This window comes from Enterococcus sp. AMC2644, from assembly GCF_058216475.1.
This window is the reverse complement of the sequence record NZ_CM177095.1, coordinates 2,615,024-2,638,048: the sequence shown is the minus strand read 5'-3', so window position 1 is coordinate 2,638,048 and position 23,025 is coordinate 2,615,024. Positions and strand designations below refer to the sequence as shown.

21 protein-coding genes are annotated in these 23,025 nt (G+C 34.6%); 6 read left to right on the top strand and 15 right to left on the bottom strand.

From position 1 onward, the window contains the following. Positions 1–49: 49 nt before the first annotated feature. Positions 50–1,282, bottom strand: coding sequence for a glycosyltransferase family 4 protein (locus AC4BC5_RS12830; RefSeq protein ID WP_490495755.1), 1,233 nt, complete (start codon positions 1,280–1,282; stop codon positions 50–52). Then, on the bottom strand, positions 1,279–2,319 hold the full coding sequence (locus AC4BC5_RS12825) for an LTA glycolipid anchor biosynthesis glycosyltransferase, IagA/BgsA family (protein WP_490495754.1): 1,041 nt from the start codon (positions 2,317–2,319) through the stop codon (positions 1,279–1,281). The genes AC4BC5_RS12830 and AC4BC5_RS12825 overlap by 4 nt, the downstream gene beginning before the upstream one ends. A 241-nt stretch (positions 2,320–2,560) precedes the next feature. On the opposite strand from AC4BC5_RS12825, the gene AC4BC5_RS12820 reads away from it, so the two are divergent. Then, entirely contained in the window at positions 2,561–3,523 is a 963-nt protein-coding gene (locus AC4BC5_RS12820; protein WP_490495753.1) for a dipeptidase, read from the top strand. A 136-nt stretch (positions 3,524–3,659) separates the two neighbouring features. On the opposite strand, the gene AC4BC5_RS12815 is transcribed toward AC4BC5_RS12820, so the two are convergent. From AC4BC5_RS12815 to istA, 4 genes are all read right to left on the bottom strand, one after another. Then, on the bottom strand, positions 3,660–3,821 hold the full coding sequence (locus AC4BC5_RS12815; protein ID WP_490495752.1) for a hypothetical protein: 162 nt from the start codon (positions 3,819–3,821) through the stop codon (positions 3,660–3,662). A gap of 2 nt (positions 3,822–3,823) precedes the next feature. Further along, a complete protein-coding gene (locus AC4BC5_RS12810) occupies positions 3,824–4,657 on the bottom strand; it encodes an SPFH domain-containing protein (protein ID WP_490495751.1) in 834 nt (277 codons plus the stop codon). Positions 4,658–5,151: 494 nt separating this feature from the next. Continuing rightward, positions 5,152–5,892, bottom strand: coding sequence for an IS21-like element helper ATPase IstB (istB, locus tag AC4BC5_RS12805; protein WP_490495750.1), 741 nt, complete (start codon positions 5,890–5,892; stop codon positions 5,152–5,154). Then, complete coding sequence (gene istA, locus AC4BC5_RS12800; protein WP_490495749.1) at positions 5,889–7,121, bottom strand: IS21 family transposase; 1,233 nt, start codon at positions 7,119–7,121, stop codon at positions 5,889–5,891. The genes istB and istA overlap by 4 nt, the downstream gene beginning before the upstream one ends. Positions 7,122–7,522: 401 nt before the next feature. On the opposite strand from istA, the gene AC4BC5_RS12795 reads away from it, so the two are divergent. Together AC4BC5_RS12795 and AC4BC5_RS12790 are read left to right on the top strand one after the other, a co-directional pair. Continuing rightward, on the top strand, positions 7,523–8,143 hold the full coding sequence (locus AC4BC5_RS12795; protein WP_490495748.1) for a hypothetical protein: 621 nt from the start codon (positions 7,523–7,525) through the stop codon (positions 8,141–8,143). 23 nt (positions 8,144–8,166) lie between these two features. Then, the gene (locus AC4BC5_RS12790) at positions 8,167–8,337 is read left to right on the top strand and encodes a hypothetical protein (RefSeq protein ID WP_490495747.1); all 171 of its coding nucleotides are present in this window, start codon (positions 8,167–8,169) and stop codon (positions 8,335–8,337) included. A gap of 150 nt (positions 8,338–8,487) precedes the next feature. Here AC4BC5_RS12790 and AC4BC5_RS12785 read toward each other — a convergent pair whose 3' ends face one another. Both AC4BC5_RS12785 and AC4BC5_RS12780 read right to left on the bottom strand, forming a co-directional pair. Beyond that, on the bottom strand, positions 8,488–9,351 hold the full coding sequence (locus AC4BC5_RS12785) for an IS3 family transposase (protein WP_490497551.1): 864 nt from the start codon (positions 9,349–9,351) through the stop codon (positions 8,488–8,490). Beyond that, on the bottom strand, positions 9,321–9,896 hold the full coding sequence (locus tag AC4BC5_RS12780) for a transposase (RefSeq protein ID WP_490495746.1): 576 nt from the start codon (positions 9,894–9,896) through the stop codon (positions 9,321–9,323). Before AC4BC5_RS12780 ends, AC4BC5_RS12785 begins: the two co-directional genes overlap by 31 nt. A gap of 149 nt (positions 9,897–10,045) precedes the next feature. Here AC4BC5_RS12780 and AC4BC5_RS12775 point away from each other — a divergent pair, with 149 nt between their 5' ends. Then, the gene (locus tag AC4BC5_RS12775) at positions 10,046–10,843 is read left to right on the top strand and encodes a tyrosine-type recombinase/integrase (protein WP_490495745.1); all 798 of its coding nucleotides are present in this window, start codon (positions 10,046–10,048) and stop codon (positions 10,841–10,843) included. A gap of 125 nt (positions 10,844–10,968) precedes the next feature. On the opposite strand, the gene ptsP is transcribed toward AC4BC5_RS12775, so the two are convergent. The 3 genes from ptsP to ykzS form a co-directional block, all read right to left on the bottom strand. After that, positions 10,969–12,699, bottom strand: a complete 1,731-nt coding sequence (gene ptsP, locus AC4BC5_RS12770) for a phosphoenolpyruvate--protein phosphotransferase (protein ID WP_490495744.1) — start codon at positions 12,697–12,699, stop codon at positions 10,969–10,971. Then, on the bottom strand, positions 12,699–12,965 hold the full coding sequence (locus AC4BC5_RS12765) for a phosphocarrier protein HPr (protein WP_016175407.1): 267 nt from the start codon (positions 12,963–12,965) through the stop codon (positions 12,699–12,701). Before AC4BC5_RS12765 ends, ptsP begins: the two co-directional genes overlap by 1 nt. A gap of 172 nt (positions 12,966–13,137) precedes the next feature. Beyond that, positions 13,138–13,329, bottom strand: coding sequence for a protein YkzS (gene ykzS / locus AC4BC5_RS12760; RefSeq protein WP_490495743.1), 192 nt, complete (start codon positions 13,327–13,329; stop codon positions 13,138–13,140). A 209-nt stretch (positions 13,330–13,538) separates the two neighbouring features. Here ykzS and AC4BC5_RS12755 point away from each other — a divergent pair, with 209 nt between their 5' ends. Beyond that, entirely contained in the window at positions 13,539–15,752 is a 2,214-nt protein-coding gene (locus AC4BC5_RS12755) for an ATP-dependent Clp protease ATP-binding subunit (protein WP_490495742.1), read from the top strand. A gap of 142 nt (positions 15,753–15,894) precedes the next feature. Continuing rightward, positions 15,895–16,203 (top strand): DUF1827 family protein, encoded by a 309-nt coding sequence (locus AC4BC5_RS12750; protein ID WP_490495741.1) that lies wholly within the window; start codon positions 15,895–15,897, stop codon positions 16,201–16,203. A gap of 78 nt (positions 16,204–16,281) precedes the next feature. Here the strand turns inward: AC4BC5_RS12750 and AC4BC5_RS12745 are convergent, their stop codons facing one another. From AC4BC5_RS12745 to AC4BC5_RS12730, 4 genes are all read right to left on the bottom strand, one after another. Then, positions 16,282–16,794: a hypothetical protein gene (locus AC4BC5_RS12745; protein ID WP_490495740.1), complete on the bottom strand. Its 513-nt coding sequence runs from the start codon at positions 16,792–16,794 to the stop codon at positions 16,282–16,284. 202 nt (positions 16,795–16,996) lie between these two features. Continuing rightward, on the bottom strand, positions 16,997–18,067 hold the full coding sequence (locus AC4BC5_RS12740; protein WP_490495739.1) for a WxLIP family cell surface protein: 1,071 nt from the start codon (positions 18,065–18,067) through the stop codon (positions 16,997–16,999). Between the two features lie 62 nt (positions 18,068–18,129). Continuing rightward, positions 18,130–20,649, bottom strand: a complete 2,520-nt coding sequence (locus AC4BC5_RS12735) for a WxL domain-containing protein (RefSeq protein WP_490495738.1) — start codon at positions 20,647–20,649, stop codon at positions 18,130–18,132. Between the two features lie 644 nt (positions 20,650–21,293). Beyond that, the gene (locus AC4BC5_RS12730; protein WP_490495737.1) at positions 21,294–22,874 is read right to left on the bottom strand and encodes a peptide chain release factor 3; all 1,581 of its coding nucleotides are present in this window, start codon (positions 22,872–22,874) and stop codon (positions 21,294–21,296) included. Between the last annotated feature and the right edge of the window lie 151 nt (positions 22,875–23,025).

Genomic DNA, 23,025 nt, shown 5'->3' with positions numbered 1-23,025 from the left:
AAAAGTTCACATTTTTAGTATACGCTAAAAACGTGAACTTGAATATAATTTATTCCGAAGTTCCTTTAAATGATCGTAAACGTGTTTTTAATTTATCCATCGTTTCCGTTAATTCATTTTCTGAATGGTTTTCCTCATAAAAAGTAATCATATCATTATAAAATTCAATCATGGCTTTTCCAAAATACTCAGCTGAAATTTCATACATTTTTTGATTCAATACTTCTTGATTTTTCTGAATACCCGCTTGTACATATTCAACAAAGCAAGAAGCAAAATCTTCGTCTTTTTCAAATGTCACCCCAAAAGATGGATCACTAATCAAGGTGTTTAAATAATCATTGCCTTCAACAACCATTTGCGTTCCGGCTGCCATTGCTTCAGTATATGTTAATCCTTGCGTTTCCGACGTTGACGCACTGACGAAATAATTTGCCGCTTGGTAGTACAAAGCGGCTTCCTCATTTGGTATTTCACCAACAAATTGGATATATTCCGTTAAAGCTTTTTCGGCAACTAGTTCTTCTAATTCTTCTTTATACGGACCTTTACCTACAATAACCATACGAATGTCTGGTAAAACATTAATCACTTCTGGCAAGCCTTGAATAATTGCTTGAATATTTTTTTCATAAGATATACGACTTAACGATAATACCATCAATTGATTTTTTGTAATGCCTAATGACGTGCGTAAGTCTTGTTTCATTTCTTCCGTAATATCAGGACGTTGAAACTTTTCAATCTCAATTCCAGTTGGAATAATGCGCATAGGCGCAACTACACCGTAGCTTTCTAGTTTTTCTATAACTCGCTGACTCGGACAGACTACTCCTGTCGAATGATTAGCAAATAGTCGAGAAAAATATTTCACATGAACTGGACGAACAACTTTTCCTTTTGCAATATAATGAAGATAATCTTCATACATTGTATGATACGTATGAATAACTGGTATCCGCATTTTTTTTCCTACCATTTTACCTAAAAGACCTGCACCAAACTCTGTATGGGTATGAATTAAATCTAATTCTAATTCTTTAGCAATCAAATAAGCATACCACATACCACGTACCACAATTCGGCGATCTTTAAACGAAATAAACGGTACGCTTGGCATTCGAATAATCCCTTCTTCAAGTTCTGGTGCATTAGGGTCAGTGGTCGTAAAAATAAACACCTCGTGCCCCATTTTTTCTAATTCATCTTTTAATGTCTGAATAGATGTAGCGACACCACTTACTTGCGGCAAGTAAGTATCTGTAAAGAAACCAACCTTCACGACATTCCCTCCAAACTCCGATTGTCTACTGCACTCCCCTTCAGCACAGTTTCATAGACTTTTTTTAATTCTGTTCCTATTTGCTGAATACTTTTTGATTGTGCCGTTTCATAACCAGCTTGTGTTAGATCAGGTACTTGCTTCTCAATAATTTCTGTAATCTTTTGACAAAATTCTGCATTTGTTGTTCCCATATAAGCATTGTAATCTTTTTTTAACCAGCCTTCATATACAGGAATATCTCTAACTAATACATTTTGATGACTAGCTAATGCTTCTAAAACAACGATTCCTTCCGTTTCTTCATAAGAAGGAAAGAAAAATAGATCTGCATTTGAATAGGCTCCTTCAATGATTTCGCCCTTAATATATCCTGGAAAAATAACATTCTCTGGATGATTTCCTTTGACAATAGCCCGAATATCTTTAGGTATTGTATACATTGGTGTATAACCAAACCAAATAAATGTGTATTGAGGTAATTGTTTAGCAACTTCAATAAAGTCCGTTAAACCCTTCCGATGGAAATATAAGCCCACAGAAATAATCACTTTTTGTTTTGGTTTCAATTGAAAGAACGATCGAAATTTCTCTTCTTTCTCTTTATTTATTTGATACTTCTCTAAATCGATTCCATTAGAAACTACACTAATTGGACGACTGATTCCATAATCTTCTAAAATCTTTTTAGCATAAACAGTTGGTGTAATTAAATGATCACTATGAGAATACAAGTAAATTAAATATTTTTTATATAATGAAGCAACTTGATTGGATCCGATAAACGAATTACGAAAATCTTCCGCGTTTGAATGCGCATGATATACGACTTTTTTCCCATTTTTTTTGGCTCGTCGAATCATTCGACGACTTTTAAATCCATACGTATTAATGTGTAAAATGTCATAATCATCATTGGCATCTACTGTGAAATCTACCCCAGCACATTCCAATGCTTTTTTCTGATGTTCAAAGGCACGACCGATTCCTGACTTTGCTAACATTCGTTCTCCTTCTAAATAAAGAAGTACTTTCAAAAAGGTCTCCTCCCTTGTTATATTTATTACTCAGTATATCACAGCCCAACCTTAGAATACTCCAACTATAGTCTTAGTTTCCAGACTATTTTTACATTTTATTTTCAAAAGACTATCAATTCAAGCTTTTTATTTTTAGTATTACAAAATTGTTCGTTAGTTTTCATGAATTTTTATAAATATATCTAGTTTATTTTAACTTTTCATGATACGGTGAATATACATTTTGGAGGTGCTTTAATTGAAAGTTATTGATATGCATTGCGATACAATCATGAGAATTTTCACTTCAACTGAAAATTTATCTGAAAATAATTTGCAAATTGATTTAGAAAAAATGAAACAAGGTGATTACTTATTACAAAATTTTGCTATTTTTCTAGACAAAGAAGCCGAAGTTTCGCCCTATCAAACAGCTAAAGCAATGATTGACTGTTTTTATAATCAGATGGAACAATATTCTCAAATAATTCGACCTGTCACTCGCTATGAAGAAATTATTCAGAATGACCAGCAACAAGTTTTAAGTGCCTTGTTAACGATGGAAGAAGGCGCTCCTCTTGAAGGCAGTGTTGAAAAACTAGTTGAGTTTTACCAATTAGGCGTACGTATGTTGACATTAACTTGGAACTATACAAATGAGATTGGTTTTCCTAATGCTCGTTATTGGAACGCTGAGACAAAAATGCTCTCCCCTCAACAAGGCTTAACCAAAACTGGTGTTGAGATTGTACAAGCGATGAATGAATTAGGCATGATTATTGATGTTTCCCATGGTTCTGATCAATTAGTAGAAGATGTTCTAACTTATACCACTGCTCCATTTGTAGCTAGCCATTCCAATGCTCGTACATGTTGTCCTCATTTCCGTAATTTACCAGATCACTTAATTAAAAAAATTGCTGAGCGTGGCGGTGTCATTGGCTTGAATTTTGCTGAAGATTTTTTAAGAACCGAACAGCAAAGTTACCATTTAATTAACCAATTAGTCACACATGCTACTCATATGAAAAAAGTGGGCGGTATTGATGTTATTGGTTTTGGTTCCGACTTCGATGGGATTCCAGTGAATCATGAATTACCTGACGCAACTATTTTTCCCATCATTTATCAGGCTTTTAAAAAAGCTGGATTCACTACATCAGAAATTGAAAAGATTTTCCATCAAAATGTTTTGCGTCTGTATAAAGAAATATTAGTTTAAAAATCATCAATAAAAAGATCACTTTATACAAACAGAACCTCAAATAGATGAACTTTTTTAACGTCCACTATTCGAGGTTCTATTCGTATAAGATTTTTTATTCTTTCATTTCTGGTCTCATTCAAATTAAAACTATTTAAAATTCACCCCAGCTGTCATCTTCTGTTTCATCAGAATTATCTTTAGAACTATCTTTTTCCCGATCTTCTGTTTTCTTTTTCTTTAATTCTACTATTAAAGAAAAGATAGCAATCACTGCTACGACAATTAATACTATTCTAAAAATAAAAAATAACATATTTACTCACCATCTGTAACAACAGCATTCGCACCATTGACTGTAACCCAGCCATGTTCTTTGCGAGCTTGAGCTTCTTCATATTTAATAAGATTTTCAGTCACTGATTCAGCAATTTTTTTATTCGCTTCGGCTTCAGCTTCGGCTTGTTTTGTAATTTCATATGCTTTAGCATCAGCTTGCGTTTTCTTTGTTTCAGCGTCCAGTTTAGCTTTTTCATTTTCTTGTCCAGATAACACAATCGCATCAATTGATTTTTGTGTTTCTGCATCAATTTCAGGAACTCCTACGGTAACATCTTCTACAACAAATCCTTTTGTTTCAACTGATTTAGAGAAATTTGATAATAAGCTACCTTCCGCCTCAGAAGATTTCCCAGATAAGATGTCTAAGATTGTATATTGAGAGTAAACTTCTCTTGCTTCTTTTTGTAATTTTGATTTTAACCAACCTTCTTCAATATCTGCAGAAGTGATATTTCCAAATTCTTTATACATTGCTGATGTTTTGGTTGGATCAATTTTATAATCATATTTGATATTTACAGATGTTTTTTTACCATCTGACGTTGCAATCGAAACACTTTCAGCTTGAATTGTTTGTAATCTAATTGGATATTGAGTTACTTTATCCAAACCTACAAATTTAATTCCTTGTCCTAACGTTTCATCACGAACCCCACCATTAATTGAGTAACGTACCCCAACATAGCCATTTTCAATTTTTTCAAAGAAAACAAAGGCTCCTGCGACCAAAATTCCTAATAAAACGATTGCCGTAAGACTAGTTTTAACCACTTTATTGCTTCCATTGTTATTTATTTTAGCTTTTTTCATCCCATTTTCCACTCTTTCATATTTAGTTGTTTCTTTAATTATTACATGTTTTTTTATTTCTATCAATTGAATATTTAAAAACCAGTCTAAAGACCGAGTTCACTAATTAGTAAAACAAGCAAACGGCATTTAATTGTTTTTTTAAGAACACAAAAAAGCTCTACCAAATTAAAGAGGTAGAGCCTTTTGATTTTTGAGAATAAAACCTTAAAAAGTCTTATTCACCAACATATTCTTCAACTAAAGCAACGACTTCTTCCTTTGTGTCGCAATCTTTCAGCGCACGATTTGCAAGTTCTTGCATTTTAGTTGTGTCTAAACGTTTCATTGTTTTTTTACTGTTATATCCCATTTCATAATGTTAATATATCAGCTTTTTTTCTATAAAAAACTGGAATTGGTTAATTTAAATTGTCAAGGGCAATTTAAAATTGTAGGTTTTCGGCAAAATAAAAATGTAGGTTTTGGGCAGTAAAATAGTTGGCGACTACCCGTTAAAAATTATCTTTCATTCGATAGGACTTGCCTGTTATTTTGAACACTTTTACATGATGAACTAAGCGGTCAAGAATAGCTGCCGCAATCTCTGGACTTTGGAATAACTCTCCCCATCGAGACAAAGCAATATTGGTTGTCACTATCGTTGAATGCTGTTCATAACGCATGGCAAGAAGTTGGAAAAGAAGATCTGCTTCCTGTTTCTGAATAGGCAAATAACCAATCTCGTCAATAATTAAGACCTCATAACGCGCATAACGATTGAGCACACGTTGTAACGTTCCTTTCTCATAGGCGGCATGTAAGCGTAGAAGCAGCTCATGACACGTAATAAATAAGGTTCGATATCCTTGGTGACAGGCTTCTATTCCCAAAGCAATCGTCAAATGTGTTTTCCCTACACCTGGACTACCAATAAACACAAGATTTTCATGTTTCTCCACAAAGCCCATGTGTTTTAAATCGAGAATTTCTCGTTTATTGATGCTTGGCTGAAAAGAAAAATCAAATTCTTCTAGACTCGTTCGCTTAGGAAAACGTGCACGAGTGACGACACGGTTCATCTTTTGTTTCTGTTGGTGGATGGCTTCTTGCCGGGTTAATTCGAGAAGAGCTTCCGTTAAAGAAAGCTCTTCTCGATTGGCTACCTCAATATAATTAGGAACATATTCACGCATTCGGTGTAAACCTAATTGTTCGAGATGATGCATTAACTCTTGATAATGACTTGTTTTCATTCGGGAACCTCCAGCTGATCATATTGTTTTAAACTTTCTCTCGTATACGCTCGAATATCATCGTCCTCTTTATGACTCATGACATCTGATTTCAAGATTTGAAAGTAATCTTCCTCATGGTAGTTCAGTGATTGTTCGGTTAGCGGATGCACACGAATCATTTCTCCGTTATAATAGATGTGTACCTGATCTTCTTTATCGGAGAGCTCGATCTCAACTTTCTTCCCGATATATCGAGGATCTACAGAGTATCTGCGTTTGCGGAAAATAATCATGGCTTCCTTGGTGACTTTACGGGTAATAGAGTCTTCAAAATAGGAATTCAAAAGATTTTCTGGCAATTCTCGCAGGTGCTCTTTTTCATTTTCTAACCAACGTTCATCCGGTGTTTCGTCTGTTGCCTGAGAAATTTCGCTATTTAGTTCGGCACAGAAGTCATCGATTAAGTGGATCAGTTCAACGGCATCGTAGAACTCATGATTATAGACGCGTAAGCGTTCCATCGTTCGAGCTAATGCTTCTACACAGCCTTTTGTTTGAGGACGAAAAGGTCGACAAGCAAGGGGGTTAAATCCAGCGTCTTTACTAAAAGCATAGAATCGTTCGTTGAACTGTGCTTTGGAAAATTGACTACGAGAGTGGTCAATCACTGTGCGCATGTTGTCAAACCAAATTTCCTTTGGGACACCTCCTGTGTGATAGAACGCGTCATCCAGACATTCAAAAAGCGTGTCTTGTTTACGATCAAAGGTGAGGGTAATGAATTTTTTCTTCGAGTAAGGAAGGACATACAAAAAGAGATTGAATTCAAAAACCTCCCCTTGATTACTCACCATTCGCATATTTTCCTTCCAGTCTACCTGAGCCGAGAGACCCGGGGTATGTTCCACACGAATGGTCGCTTTCTGTACTTTTTCTTGTTTGAATATTCGACAGTAGGTTTTTACCAAACTGTAACTGCCATCAAAACCTTTCCGTTCAATAAATTTAAAGATACTATATGCACTACATTGATCTTTCAGTTTTTCTTGAATTAGTTCTTTGTAGGGATCTAGTTTACTTGATCGTTTCTTTCGTTCGACCGTTTTTTTCCCTTTTTCTTTCGCTTCTTCATAGGCGGTCTTCACTGTACGATAATCGCACTCATATTGTTTTGCGAGTGCCGCATAATTAGGTTTCATTTCATTGATCACGTAGATCATCACTCCTTCACGTATGTCTTTTCTCATCTCAAACCTCCAGCTATTTTGGGATAAGAAAAGCATACAAAAAATGTAGGAAAACCGACAATTTTAAATTGCCCTTTTCCTACATTTTAAACCTGCCGTTGACATTTAAATTAAATAGAATTAAAATCAAATGGCATTTAGTATGGCGTAAAATGCTTGTATATAATAGGAAGAGAAAATAAAACGTGTGGGGCGTTGATTTACATAAATGAGGGGTAGTTTTATTTATTAGTATATGTATTTTTTGAAAAATTACACATAAAAAGTATGACGTTCAGGCATGAATTTACGACGTTTGGGATAAAAGTAATTTTTTGTATCAATAGTGTGCTACCATTATTATAAATAACAATGGATACCTATTGTTATTTATAATAAATTTTAGGAAGGAAAATGTTATAATGATATTTATAAAAAAAATGGCTGTATTAGGTCTAACATTATCAGTATTATCATCAACCGTTATACCTTCAATTAGTAGTGTGTATGTACTTGCAGACGAGGTAGATTCTATTGAACAAATTGATGAATTAGATACAGTTGAACAGATTAATGAAGAAATCTTGTACGATAATGGTACTTTTGAAGAAACTTCTTTATTACCCGAAGCACCTTCTTCTGATTTCATTGGGCCTAATTTAAAGAGTTTCAAATCAGCAAAAAGACCTAATAGTATTGCTGATTATAAAGCTTTAGGTTATACTAATTTTTCTTATAGTAAGTGGACTGGTGATAAAAATGTTCTTAGCTCAAAATCTAAACGAGTAGCTAGTGAAATAGTCAAGTATTTGCTTGGTAAAATTCCTGGTGTAAATATCGCTATCGATGCTTACGATCTAACTTCAAGTATGAAAACCCAATATCCAGACATCTGGCCTACTTCAAATTTAAGAAATATTATGGCCAAAACACCAGCAGGGTATGAAGCAAGAATTGGACAAGAATCTATAATAAAATACTACTCTAATAGTAAAAGAACCAAATTAGTCAAAACAATTCAGAAAACTCATTGGGTTGGTTAAAACTTTGATAGGTGGTAGCAACTATGAAAAAATGGATGAAAGTAGCTATACTATATTGCTCGATAAACGCTGCTATTCGTTTATTTTCCGCAATATTTGATTTTGAAGGCAACACTTGGCCATTACGGTTAGTAATTACCATTGTGGGTCTATCAGCCACTGTATATTATTGGTGGAAAGAAAGAAACTTATAATAAAAAAGGAGTAACCTCTACGGCTACTCCTTTTTTACGTGTAAGATAAAAGACCTTATCTTTTGTTGTGACCCCAAAAAGTTAGACTTTTTAGGAGTGGAGAATTCCACTCCTTTTTTACTGTTCTAAAATGAATAATTAAGTGATAAACTATGCTGCTTTTCGAAATTGAACAGGGCTTTTCCAGTTTAATTTCTTTTTCATTCGTTTATTATTGTAGTAGTAAATATAACGATCAATAGCTATTTTAAGTTCATCAAAGCGACGATAAATCTCACCGTGAAAAATTTCTTGTTTTAAAAGACTAAAAAAATTTTCCATTGGAGAGTTATCTAAACAATTTCCTTTACGGGACATACTTTGAAAGATTTTGTGTTCCTTTAACTTATTACGGTATATTTTCATTTGATAGGCCCATCCTTGATCTGAATGAAAAGTTCTGCGAAAAGGACAATCATTAGTTACTTGAATAGCTTCTTCTAAACCTTCCATAATCGCGAGTGCATTAGGCTTTTCTGAAACTCTGTACGATAAAATTTCACTGTTGTATAAATCCATAAACGGATCTAAATAAAGCTTTTTCTGACGAATAACACCTTTAGTATCTGATTCAAAATACTTAAACTCTGTTGTATCAGTAGTAATTTTTTGATGACAGATAGTAGTGTAGAAACGTCGATGAAAACGATTTTTCGCAATTGTACCGACCTTACCTCGGTAAGAACTATATTTTCGTGACTTTCTAGTGTAAGATGTTACTTCGATTCCTAATTTTTTTATCAAACGTTGTACTTTCTTTTTATTAACGTGGAAGCCTCTATTTTTTAGCTCTCTTGTCATTCGAAGACAGCCGTAATCCTTATGTTCCTTACGAATCTCCAACATTTGATTTTCTATTTCTTGATCTGGATTTACACGGTTAAAACGTTTCTGCCAGTACATATAGGTTGCTTTAGGAAATTTCAAGACTTCAAGAAGCTCAACTAATTTGAATGATCCTCGGAGGCTGTCGATGATTCGTGCGATTGATTCTTGTGTCTTTGTTGGGCTTCCTGTTTTCGCAGCTTCCTCAATTCTTTTAAAAAGGCATTCTCTATTTGTAGTGAACGTATTTGTTTCTCTAATACTTTGATGCGTTCAGATTCATCAGTCGTTATTTTTGTCGTTGTATTCTTTCTATTTTCTTTTTTCTTAGCCATATTAGAAGGACGTCCTTTCGGGTTTGAAAGTCCCTGAACATCACTGTCACGAAACTTACGTACCCAAGAAGCGATCAGTGGAGGATTATTAATGCCTAGAGCATTAGCTACCTCACGATAGGACATTTCACTCGTTTGATACAACTCTATCGCATTTAACTTAAATTGAACAGAATATTTTTTATTTTGACGTTTTCTACAAAGTCCTTCTTCTCCAAATTCTTTATACGTATTCACCCACTTTCGTAGTTGATAAGTATCAGTTATGTCATATTTTTTTGATAAATATAGATAACCTCCTTTTCCATCAAGGTATTCTTGAACGAGTTTATATTTAAATTCAAAACTATATTTTGCCATAGAAATAGCGACCTCCAAAAGTTAGATTTTTTGGTCTAACTTTTTGGGGTCGCTACAAAAACCACGTACTCCCTGTAATTGGACATATTAGAGTAGGTCAAATCTCACCAATTATTGCACAAGATTTAGTAAACTCATTATCGAAAAAATTGAAACAGTACAAGGTAATTGTTCAATATCTCGTAAAAATTATGGAGCTAGGAATAACACTAGAAATAATTGAAAAAAATCCTTTTATTCGTGTCACTCGTCCCAAAGAAATAACTGATGATCCAGAAGTTAAGAAAATCAAATTTTATACAATGGACGAAGTTGAAAAAGTTTTTACTCACTTGAATAACAAGGTTTTAGAAGTAAAAAATAATAATTTGTTGTATAAATATTTTGCTGAATGGGATTTAGTTATGTATAGAGTACTAGCATTTACAGGCATTCGTGGAGGCGAAGCTCTTGCACTAGATTGGGAAACAGATATAGATTTCAACCAACAAACTCTTAATATTTCCAAGACTGTCACTCGTGCAAAAAATGGCTTTGAGGTTGGACCACCAAAGACCAAAAGTTCCTATCGTACAATTCGTTTAGATAATAAAACATGTCAAATATTGAAAAAATGGCGATTACATCAGAAAGAATTCTTTTTTCAATCAAATATTAAAAATCAAAACATTGTCTTTGCCAATTTTGATGGAGAGCATGCTACACGCCAATCATTGTATATGCGATCTAAAAGACTATCAGAAGCAGTTGGTCTTCCTAATATTGGAACACATGGTTGGAGACATACACACGCTTCGATGTTGTATCAAGCTGGCATAGATATGAAAGAAGCTCAAGAAATACTTGGTTATGCTTCTATCGAAATAACCAATAATATCTACACGCATGTTAGTCAAAAACAAAAAATTGCTACAGCGGATAAGTTAGCGAAATTTGCTAGTTTCTAAAAAAGAAGCAAATGGCATTTAATTTGGCATTTAGTTATTTTTCAGGAACAAAAAAAGGCTCTATCTCCCGTGGAAAATTAGAGAGATAGAGCCTTTCATTTTTGAGAATAAAACCTTAAAAAGTCTTATTCACCAACGTATTCTTCAACTAAAGCAACGACTTCTTCCATTGTGTCGCAATCTTTCAGCGCACGATTTGCAAGTTCTTGCATTTTAGTAGTGTCTAAACGTTTCATTAAGCTACGAGTTTTTAGAATAGATGTCGCACTCATTGAGAACTCATCTAAACCAATACCCATTAATAAAGGAACAGCCATTTGATCGCCAGCCATTTCTCCACACATACCAGCCCATTTTCCTTCAGCATGCGCTGAATCAACCACATTTTTAATTAAACGTAAGATTGATGGATTATATGGTTGATACAAGTAAGAAACTTGTTCGTTCATACGGTCTGCTGCCATTGTGTATTGAATCAAGTCATTTGTTCCAATACTGAAGAAGTCAACTTCTTTAGCAAAACGGTCAGCTAAAACAGCTGCAGCAGGGATTTCAATCATGATACCAACTTGGATATCCTCAGCAACTGCAACACCTTCGTCAACTAATTTTTGACGTTCTTCGTCATACATTTTTTTAGCAGCGCGGAATTCTTTCAGCGTTGCAACCATTGGGAACATGATACGTAATTGTCCATGAACAGAAGCACGTAACAATGCACGTAATTGGGTACGGAACATACCATCACCTAGTTCAGATAAACTAATACGTAAAGCACGATATCCCAAGAAAGGGTTCATTTCATGTGGTAATTGTAGATATGGCAATTCTTTATCGCCACCAATATCCATTGTACGAACGACAACAGGTTTACCATCCATCCCTTCCAATACAGCCTTATAAGCTACATATTGGTCTTCTTCAGATGGAAAATCTGGAGCATCCATATATAAAAATTCTGTGCGGTAAAGTCCGATAGCTTCAGCACCATTGTTATGAACACCTGTTAAGTCTTTAGGTGTACCAATGTTTGCTGCTAATTCGATATGTTTACCGTCAGCGGTAACAGTTTGAGAATTTTTTAGTTTTTCCCATTCTGTTTTTTGAGCAGCGAAAGCTTCACCAGCTTTATGGAATTCTGCCGCTTGTTCATCGGTAGGGTTGACGATAACATCGCCTTCAATACCATTAACAGCGACAATATCACCTGCTTTTACTTTTTCAGTGATATCTTTTGTTCCTACAATTGCTGGAATCTCTAAAGAACGAGCCATAATCGCTGAGTGAGAAGTACGTCCACCAATATTAGTAACGAATGCTTTAACGAAATTACGATCTAATTGCGCAGTATCACTCGGTGTTAAGTCATGTGCAATCACAACAACTTCTTCATTAATCATAGATGGATTAGGTAAAGTTACTTGCAACAAATGTGCTAATACACGTTTCGCAACGTCACGAATGTCCGCAGCGCGCTCTTGCATATATGCATTATCTTCCATTGCTTCAAACATACCAATGTACATGTCTGTAACTTCTTTTAACGCAGATTCAGCATTAACTTTATTGTCTGAAATATTTTGCTTAATTTGACCAACCATTTCTGGATCACTAAGAACCATTAAATGAGCATCAAATACTTGCGCTTCTTTTTCGCCTAAAGCTTGAGCAGCTTTATCGCGAATTTGTTTTAATTCTTCAGTAGATTTAGCTAGTGCATCATCTAGACGAGCTTCTTCAGCAGATGTGTCTTCAACTGTAACTTTTGTAAAAGTTAAGTCAGGTTGAACTAATAGGTATGCCTTCGCAACTGCTACGCCATCACTTGCCGCAATTCCCTTTAGCATTTCAACCATTATTCAGACAATCCTTCCTTTTGCATTGTTTCAACGATAGCAGCGATTGCTTCTTTTTCGTCAGCACCTTCTGCAGTAATTGTAACGTCAGAACCTTGGCCAACGCCTAAAGACATAACGCCCATGATTGATTTAAGGTTAACTGATTTACCTTTGTACTCTAAGTTAACATCAGAGTTAAATTTGCTCGCTGTTTGAACTAATAAAGTTGCTGGACGTGCGTGAATTCCTGTCTCAGCAATTACGTGAAAATCTTTCTTTTCCATATTATCAATCTCCTTTAGTGATATCTAATTTTTTGTGAGGGCTTACTTTTGTCAACTCTTATCTAAATAGATAGAATTTAACCACCCTTTCAATTGTTAAGATTACCATTTTTTTAGTAGTTAGACAACCGTTTTACCAAATAAATCATTAAATACTTATGAAAACTACTTTTTACTCTTCATCCATTTCATAGCGGTAAATTATTTTACCATTTAAACCTGCTTCACCAACAAATGATGTACGGTCTTCTCGATTAATCCAAACTTCACGAAAGGCAAAAAAATCTTCTCTTTCTACTACAATTTCTTCAATCTCTCCTTTTTTTAATTTATCTAGCAAATCAATGTAAGGGTTATTTTCCATAGTCATTCTCCTTTACTTAGTAGTAAATCTTCTACCTTAAAAGTATAATTCTTTTTGACTAAACTGCAAATTCAAATACTTGCACATCATAAAAAAGATTGTATAATAGGATTAAAGGTCAGAGTTGGTCAATCAAATAAACGCCTTCTTTGTCCTTATTTAATTACTCACTACAAGAGACAAAACTATATGAAAGGTCGTGAGACACTATGCTTTGCCAAAATTGTGGAAAAAATGAAGCGACAATTCATTTATATGCAAATGTCGGCGGACAAAGAAAACAAATTGATTATTGTCAAAGTTGTTATCAAAAAATTAAAGGTCAACAAACAACAAATGCGATGCCTCAAGATCCATTTGGCTTTGGTAGTCTAGATGATTTGTTTAGACAAATGTCTCAACAAATGCAACAAGGAACTCCTTCGTATAATCAGACACCTCCTACTCAAGCTGGCGGTAATCAAAATAATTTCAATGGTGGTCAACCACCTGTCAACAATACACCTGGAATTTTGGGTGAATATGGTATTAATATTACTCAACAAGCTCGGGATGGTGAAATTGATCCAGTTGTTGGTCGCGATTCAGAAATCAAACGTGTCATTGAAATTCTAAATCGGCGAACAAAAAATAATCCTGTATTAATTGGTGAACCTGGCGTAGGTAAAACAGCTGTCGTTGAAGGATTAGCACAGAAGATTGTCGATGGTGACGTTCCTCAAAAACTTTTAGATAAAGAAGTCATTCGTTTGGATGTTGCTTCACTAGTTCAAGGAACAGGAATTCGTGGACAGTTTGAAGAACGTGTGCAAAAATTAATTGAAGAAATCAAACAAGCCAAAAATATTATCTTGTTTATTGATGAAGTACATGAAATCGTTGGTGCTGGTAGCGCTGGTGATGGAAATCTTGATGCTGGCAATATTTTGAAACCAGCATTGGCTCGTGGCGAACTACAAATGGTTGGTGCAACTACACTTAGCGAATATCGAATCATCGAAAAAGATGCTGCATTAGAACGTAGAATGCAACCCGTCCGTGTAGATGAACCATCTGTTGAAGAGACCATCACTATTTTAAAAGGGCTACAACCACGTTACGAAGACTACCATCATGTAAAATATACAGATGAAGCGATTCGAGCTGCTGCCGTCCTTTCAAATCGTTACATCCAAGATCGTTTCTTACCTGATAAAGCAATTGACCTCTTAGATGAATCTGGTTCAAAAGAGAATCTAACCATTCAATTTGTGGATCCAAAAGTTATCGATAAAAAGTTATCCGATGCGCAACAGCAAAAACAACAAGCTTCTCAAGAAGAAGATTTTGAAAAAGCAGCTTATTATCGAGATCAAATCAACAAATTGCAAAGTATGAAAGAACGCCAAATTACAGAAGAAGAAACACCTGTAATTGATGAAAAAAATATGGAACAAATTGTTGAAGAGCGTACAGGAATTCCAGTGGGTGAACTAAAAGAAAAAGAACAAGCGCAATTAAAAAACTTAGCAAATGATTTAAAAGCTCACGTGATTGGACAAGACGAAGCAATTGATAAAGTAGCCAAAGCAATTCGTCGGAATCGAATTGGACTAGGTAAGAAAAATCGTCCGATTGGTTCCTTCTTATTCGTAGGTCCAACTGGTGTCGGAAAAACGGAACTTGCCAAACAATTGGCTTATGAAATGTTTGGTTCAGAAGAAGCGATGATTCGTTTTGACATGTCAGAATACATGGAAAAACATAGTATTTCAAAACTAATCGGCTCTCCTCCAGGTTATGTGGGTTATGAAGAAGCAGGTCAACTTACTGAGAAAGTACGTCGTAATCCTTATAGTCTAATTTTATTAGATGAAGTAGAAAAAGCTCATCCAGATGTCTTGCATATGTTCTTGCAAATCTTAGATGATGGACGGTTAACTGATGCACAAGGACGTACAGTCAGCTTTAAAGATACCTTAATCATCATGACAAGCAATGCTGGTTCTGGTAAAGCAGAAGCTAATGTAGGATTTGGTGCTGCTAGAGAAGGAATTACTCGTTCTATCTTAAATCAATTGAATCACTACTTCACACCAGAATTTTTGAATCGTTTTGATGGCATCATTGAATTCAAAGCCTTAAGTAAAGAAAATCTATTGAAAATTGTTGCTTTAATGTTAGATGAAGTAAATAGTATGTTAGAACAACAACATTTACACATTGATGTAACTCCAGAAGTAAAAGAAAAATTAGTAGAATTAGGTTTTGATCCAACAATGGGTGCTCGTCCACTGCGTCGAACTATTCAAGAGCAAATTGAAGATGGCATTGCTGAGTTCTACCTCGATCATCCTACAGAACACTCGTTAGAAGCAACGTTAAATACTGAAGATAAAGTAATCATTGCAACAAAAAATGTGGTAGTTGCTGAAAAAGAATAAAATAGATTTACTATCTAAAAAAAAGTTGGTCAAATATTGTTTTTTGACCAACTTTTTTTACCTTTCTAAGAGATATTACTTTCTATTTCCTTAAAAAAAAAATATAATTATCTTATAGACAAGAGAATGTGAGGTGAGCGATATGAAGTTGGTAAATGTAACAAACAGCCACTCTCGATTAGTCAAACAACAACTCGAGAATACCGATGCTTCATTGGTTAAAGTTTTCACTGCGGGCAATACTACTGTTATTTATACTGAAGCACCGCTCCATAATGAAATTTTAATTGTAAATGGCAAGAGGAGAATTCACTCAGAAGAGGTTGAAGAAATAAAGAAACACTTTTTAGCTAAGATTCCTTCTGAACTGTACTCTGATGAAGATATAACAATTATTGAGGACAATGAGTTTATTGAGATATCTATTCCTAAAGCATTGCCTGTAGAGTAAAGACCAAAAATATCCAAACTATAGAGAGATTGCGAAAAAGCCATCCCCTATAGTTTGGATATTTTTATTTATTCATTCTTATTCGTAAAATCCTTTTAGTTCAGCAATTTCTTTATTATGTTTTTGATACCCTTTCTCTCCTAAAACCATCACAGTAAATTCCAATCGTTCTTTTCTTCGTGGGCTGTTTTCCACAATTTGCTTAGCAATTGCTCTTTCATATCCTTCATATTCTAAATTAGTAATTAATTGATAATAATTAGCAATGTTTTCCTTTGCTAAACGAACCGCCTGAGCTTTTTCCATATTAGACTCTTGCAAATAGCGCTGAAACAACTCATAAATTTCTTTTGAGTGAGTTGCACTATATCTATCCTCTTCGTTCATTTGTTGAAATACTTCTTTATTCCAGTATGAATCTTTGCGGACTTTTTGTGCGACTAGGTCATTCAATTTATAACGCTGAATAAAGGTTTCAATCGCCTCATTAACAATTTTTTCTGCTTCTTCAATGGTATCAATAGATGCAGAATCGATGCCGTTGGAAATTTCTTTGCCATTGAAAACAATAGTTACTTTTAATTGCTCCATTCCTTTGTTCACTCCTTTAATGTTATTTTAGAGTATTCATTACAATGTCGCAATAAATGAAAACAATCCCTCTGAAAATCTTTAAATTAAATTGAAATAAAGTTCTGTTAGTGTTAATAAAACTGAACAAAATTTGAGAATGGAAAATCAAAATAGTTATCTATTCAAATAATAACTAATTTATTGGAAGTCCCCATTCATTTTATTTATCTATTCTTCTATTTCTAAAAAGTAACACAGATAAGACAAGCACCGCTAAAATAAGCAGAACAACAAGACTGATATAAATCCAAGTATAGTCTTTTTCAATAGACACATCTTTTTTATTTAGCTCTTTAGCAATGGTTTCTTCAACTGTAAACGTTTCTTCAAATTGCCAATATTCTCCAAACGAAACGGTTTCTCCGTCAATTTCATGAGTAAATTTCCCATTATCTTCTGGGTTTCCATAGACAAAAACCGACAAGTGATAATCGCCAGCCTGTAGGGTTTCTCCATTTAATGCTGTTGGAAAATAAAAATGAGAATTAGGTGCAATTTGTAAGCCACTTTTTTCTTCATGATACAGAATTTCGGAAGAATTTTTCTTACTAATTTTTGTTTCAATAGCGACTTGGTTAATGTATGTCTTCTGATCATTTTGTAGTAACGCCGAAATAATATTTCGAGCATTGATTTGATCTGGTTTTACCTCTTTTAAATTCAAATTAGGCGTGACTGGGTCAAGTGTTTGTCGCATCAAAAGTGCGACCACGTAAGAATATTCATTTTGAATTGACAAATTTTGCTCATCATCTGTTGAACTTAGTTCAGAATTAATTTCTTTGAAAGTAATTCCTCCTGCTAAAATTCCATCAAAAGAATCGGCAGGCATCTTCACTTCAAAAGAAATAGTTTTTGAGCTTTTAGGATCTAGGATAACTGAATCCGGATAATTGACATAATCGGCAATATCATAGATCAAACTTTCATCTTTCAGTAAATTATTTTCTCCATATTCAACACTAACATTAGAATTAGTCGTTGTACTATTTACAGAAATTCCAACCTCCACTTCTTTATTGGTATCATTCCTTAGTTCCACATCAAGTATTTCTGAAGTGTCTGGAGCTAGTTTTAAATCATAATACGTTTTCTTTTTATCAATTTGACTTTCAGCAGGTTTCGTTGTTACACCAAAATTAAATTGACTAGCCTCTACAGAACTACTTATATGAAAAAATAGCATATAAGAAAAAAGTATCCCTAGTGTTAATTGTTTGATCCACTTCATACATCTATTTCTCCTTTTTCATTAGATAAAAGATGAGAGCAAGCTCTCATCTTTTATTCTTACTAAGTTCCTGGTACATCCATTAATGTCCAGTTCAATTTTGTACGGTACTTATCAGCTACTTTTGTCGTATTCCCAGGAACTTCTAAGGAAATACTTGTTGCTGCAGTTTGCTCATCTCCCCATTTTAGTAGAGAGGTTCCTGCACCATTACCAGTAGCAGCAACCATCACATTAGATAGTTCTCCACTAGCATTTAAAACAATTTTATTTTGTCCTGTTGGCAAGTTAGAAGTTGAATTAGATGTCACTTCTCCATTTCCCAGGGTGATTACTGCCCCAATAAGTTCTTTTCCGTCATCAGTTTTAAATTGACCAGCTTGACTAACTTTTAAAGACCAGCCAGACTCATTTCCACGGTTATCAGTTACTTGAACATAATTCGGTCCAGTTTTCTGATTCCCAACCAATTCGCCATTATCGTTAACTTCAAAAAATTTTTGACTTTGTGCGTAATAAATTTTGTCTTGCGAGCTAATTATTTGTTTGCCAAAATTTAAACTAGAAGCAAAGTCAATGGACAATGGACCGGTTGTTCCCGGCTCAGAATCATCAGGATGATTAGGATCGATTGGTTTAATCGGATTTGTGGGATTACTAGGATCGACTGGAGGTGTAACATCGGTACTAGTAACAAATTCGATAGTTCCTGTTGATTGATAATCATTAGCCCTCTGACTAATTATAACTTTTAAAGAAACATCAAGAGATAGATTACCCAAATTGCTGACACCATCTGGTAGAACGACTGTTCCATGGATAACTTGCGACTCGATAGCTGGGTCATATTCTGAAATATCCCAGTTAATGTTTGCTTTTAAATCATTGTTAAGTTCACTTTTTGAAGTCACAATATCAATTGTTTGAGGGAGTTCCCATGTGGCTGGATCTGATCCTTCAGTAATACTAATTTCTTTTGTTTCTAAAGAAGATAATTGAATAAAATTATTCACGTCAGTAGCTCCTGAAGGAACTGGTTGTTGCGTTACCGTAGGACCATGCGCTTCCAAAATAGTTTTGCCATCTTCATCCGTCGTAAATCGCAACTGATCAATAGCAAATTCTCTTGGATCCGCATGTTCACCATTTAAGTGACGATGATAAACCATATACATTTCCTTCCCGTCTGGAGAAGTTGTAATTCCGTGATGCCCTGTCCCATGGGCAACACTATTTGATTGCATAATCGGGTTGTGTTCATATTTTTCATAAGTCCCTAGTGGATTATCACTGGTTGCATAACCAGACCCATACATTGGACTTGCAAAATGAGCCCCTGAATAAGTGAGATAATAGACACCATCTTTTTTCAACATATACGGACCTTCATTTACGCGAGCCATATCTTGCTCCCAGGCTTGCGACGGAACCAAAAGCTCAGTTAATGTCGTTTCATCAATAGATTTCATGTCGTCATTTAATTTAGCTCCCCAAATAACATTTCCATTGTTAAATCGTACAAAGTAAAGATAATACTGGCCATCATCGTCTTTAAAAACATGGGCATCTATTTCTTTTGTATCCGCATGTATTGGCCCCCATTCTTCTTGTTCAAACGGACCTAATGGGGAATCGCTTACTGCTACACAAAGATGTTCATTGGCCGTATAATACATATAAAATTTCCCATCACGTTCGATAATATCTGGTGCCCAAAAGCCACTTGTTCCCCAATTTTTCTGGTTGGCTGTCATCGCCAATCCTTTATCAGTCCAATTCGTTAAGTCCGTCGAAGTATATACTTTAATACCACCAGCTTCACCAGTCGTCGTTGTCGGATAAAGATAATAAGTTCCCTCATGATATAGCACATCCGGATCCGCTACACCAGGTAAAATAGAATTTGTATAAGTAGCTCCTTCAAAAGCTGCTTCATTATAATTTGATACAGAAGCGCTTTCAAAAGAAACTTTTGCCAAGCGATTTCTCAAACCAATCGAACCTTCTGTGAACTCAGTATCTACCACGTCAATTTTAGGAAAATCATTTTTTTCTTCATTAAAATCAACATAACCCTGAATATGACTACCAGATACTTTCACAGTTAAAGTATAGGTGTGATTATAACTTAACTTCATTTTCTTTTTCGCAATTTCACTCCATGGTGAACCAGTTGTTCTAGATTTACCAAGAATTACTTGTTGTTGGGCAATATCTAACCCAAAATAATAGCCATCATACCCATCCACTCCGTCGCTTGGATTTTGTACTCTAAATAAAATACCACCTTCAGCACTTGAAGTATCCCCATTTACAGGATCTTGATCTGAAATTTTAATCTTTGTTTCATAAGTAAAATTAGTAAGCTTTTGATTGGATAAGACTGCTTTGTTCCCCACGCCTCCATCCACAAAAAAAGAACCGCTTTCATTTGTCCATTTCCCAGAAGGATTTCCTTGATACATATTCCATTCACTAACATCAGTAAAATCTGTATCATAAATAGTATCCGCTTTCAAATCGTTACTTGAAAAAAACAAACAAAACAAAATAGCTCCTAAAATCATTTTTACTTTTCTCATTATTTCCGCCCTTTCATTATTTTTTTGGATATAAATTTCTCTTTTCAACCATTAACTAAATAGTTATTACAGAAATAAGTTACATCCAATACAAAAGTATCATCATTTAAAAACGCTGTCAAAGGAAAGATAGAAAAACAAATTATTTACAACTAAAAAGTTAATGATTTGATATTGACAAAGAAATTCTCAGCAACCGATTAACTATAAGGTAAAAACTACTCGACTATCTACGTAATCTTATTCATTTAATTTTGATATTAAAATATAAAGCTATCTGAATTATTCATGGAAATACAAACCACAGAAACACCTGATAACCGAAAGTCAAAGTAGTTGTCTATCCGACTAAAAATAATTTAAATACGCATATTTACTACTTGATTAAACAATTTTGGATTCTATCTGAAAAAGAGGAGACACTTGTTTCAACATAAAAATTTTTTAAAAGTATGGAGCTGTTCAACGATAGGACGAGGTCTTTTTGTCTATCAAAAGGGGGAAAATAATTTCTTTCAATGCTTGATTTATTAGAAATTTTCATTTATTTTGTTTGGTTCGTGGCTGATTCAGGATAAAAACAAATAAAAGTCCCTGTTCACTAAACATAAACAAGGACTTCTTAAGAGTTTTTCAGTAAAAACTTACATCAGACTCTTCAATTTCACATTCGGATACTTGTCGGCAAACCAGCGCTCTGCAAATTGATTTTCAAACAAGAATAACGGTTGGTCAAAACGATCTTTAGCTAGAATATTTCGACTAGAACTCATGCGTTCATCTAGATCTTCAGGTTCAATCCAACGAGCAATTTTATTACCCATAGGCGTCATTATTACTTCAGAGTTGTATTCATTTAACATACGATGTTGGAAGACTTCAAATTGAAGTTGACCAACGGCACCAATAATGTATTCGTCTGTTAAATACGTCTTATATAATTGAATCGCACCTTCTTGGACCAATTGATAGATACCTTTATGGAATGATTTTTGTTTCATGACATTTTTGGCAGTAACTTTCATAAATAATTCAGGGGTGAACGAAGGTAATTCTTCATAAGCTACTTTCAATTTACCTTCATATAAAGTATCGCCAATTTGATAATTTCCAGTATCATATACCCCAATAATATCACCAGCAACAGCTTCTTGAACATTTTCACGAGCATCCGCCATAAATTGAGTCACATTACTTAATTTCATTTTTTTACCAGTACGCTCTAGAATGATATCCATCCCACGTTCAAATGTTCCTGAACACACTCGAACGAATGCAATTCGATCACGATGAGCAGGGTTCATATTGGCTTGAATTTTAAAGACGAAACCAGAAAATTCTTCTTCATACGGACTAATCATTTGGTCGTCCATTGTTTTATGTGCATATGGTGCTGGTGCAAATTGTAAAAAGGTTTCTAGGAATGTTTGCACACCAAAATTCGTTAAAGCTGAACCAAAGAAGACCGGTGTTTGTTCACCATGAGCAATTTTATCTGTATCAAATTCATCGCCCGCTTCTTTTAGCAATTCAACTTCTTCTAACACTTGCGAATAAATGCTTTTTTCAGTTAATGGATGATTCGTTGGAATTTCACCGTTATCATCTAACGGAATTAGACGTTCGCCGTCATAGTTTTCTGGACGATACAATTCAACTCGGTTATTGTAAATATCGTACAAGCCTTCCATTCCTTTTCCCATACCAATCGGCCAGTTCATTGGATAAGACTCAATATCTAACAAATCTTCTAACTCTTCCAATAATTCTAATGGTTCACGTCCATCACGGTCTAATTTATTAATAAAAGTAAAGATGGGAATTCCCCGACGTTTAACAACTTGAAAAAGTTTTTTCGTTTGTGCTTCAATCCCTTTTGCACTATCAATAACCATTACTGCACTATCTACCGCCATTAATGTACGGTAGGTATCTTCAGAGAAGTCCTCATGTCCAGGAGTGTCTAAAATATTTACCCGTTTGTCCTGGTAATCAAACTGCATAACGGAACTCGTTACGGAAATTCCACGTTGTTTCTCAATTTCCATCCAGTCAGATTTAGCAAAGTTCCCTGTTTTCTTTCCTTTAACAGTACCTGCTTGACGAATGGCTCCGCCAAAAAGTAATAATTGTTCTGTAATAGTTGTTTTACCTGCATCCGGATGGGAGATAATTGCAAAGGTGCGACGGCTGTCTACTTGTTCTTTTAAATTTGGATTATTCATTTTATTTGCACTAATTTCCTTTCACTATCTAGTTAAATATGTTACACATATTCACGAACTTTTTTAGTATACCATGAATTGTCGTATTGAAAAAGAGTCTGCAACCGTAGCTACAAACTCTTTTTCAAACATTTTTATAATTGATTGATGA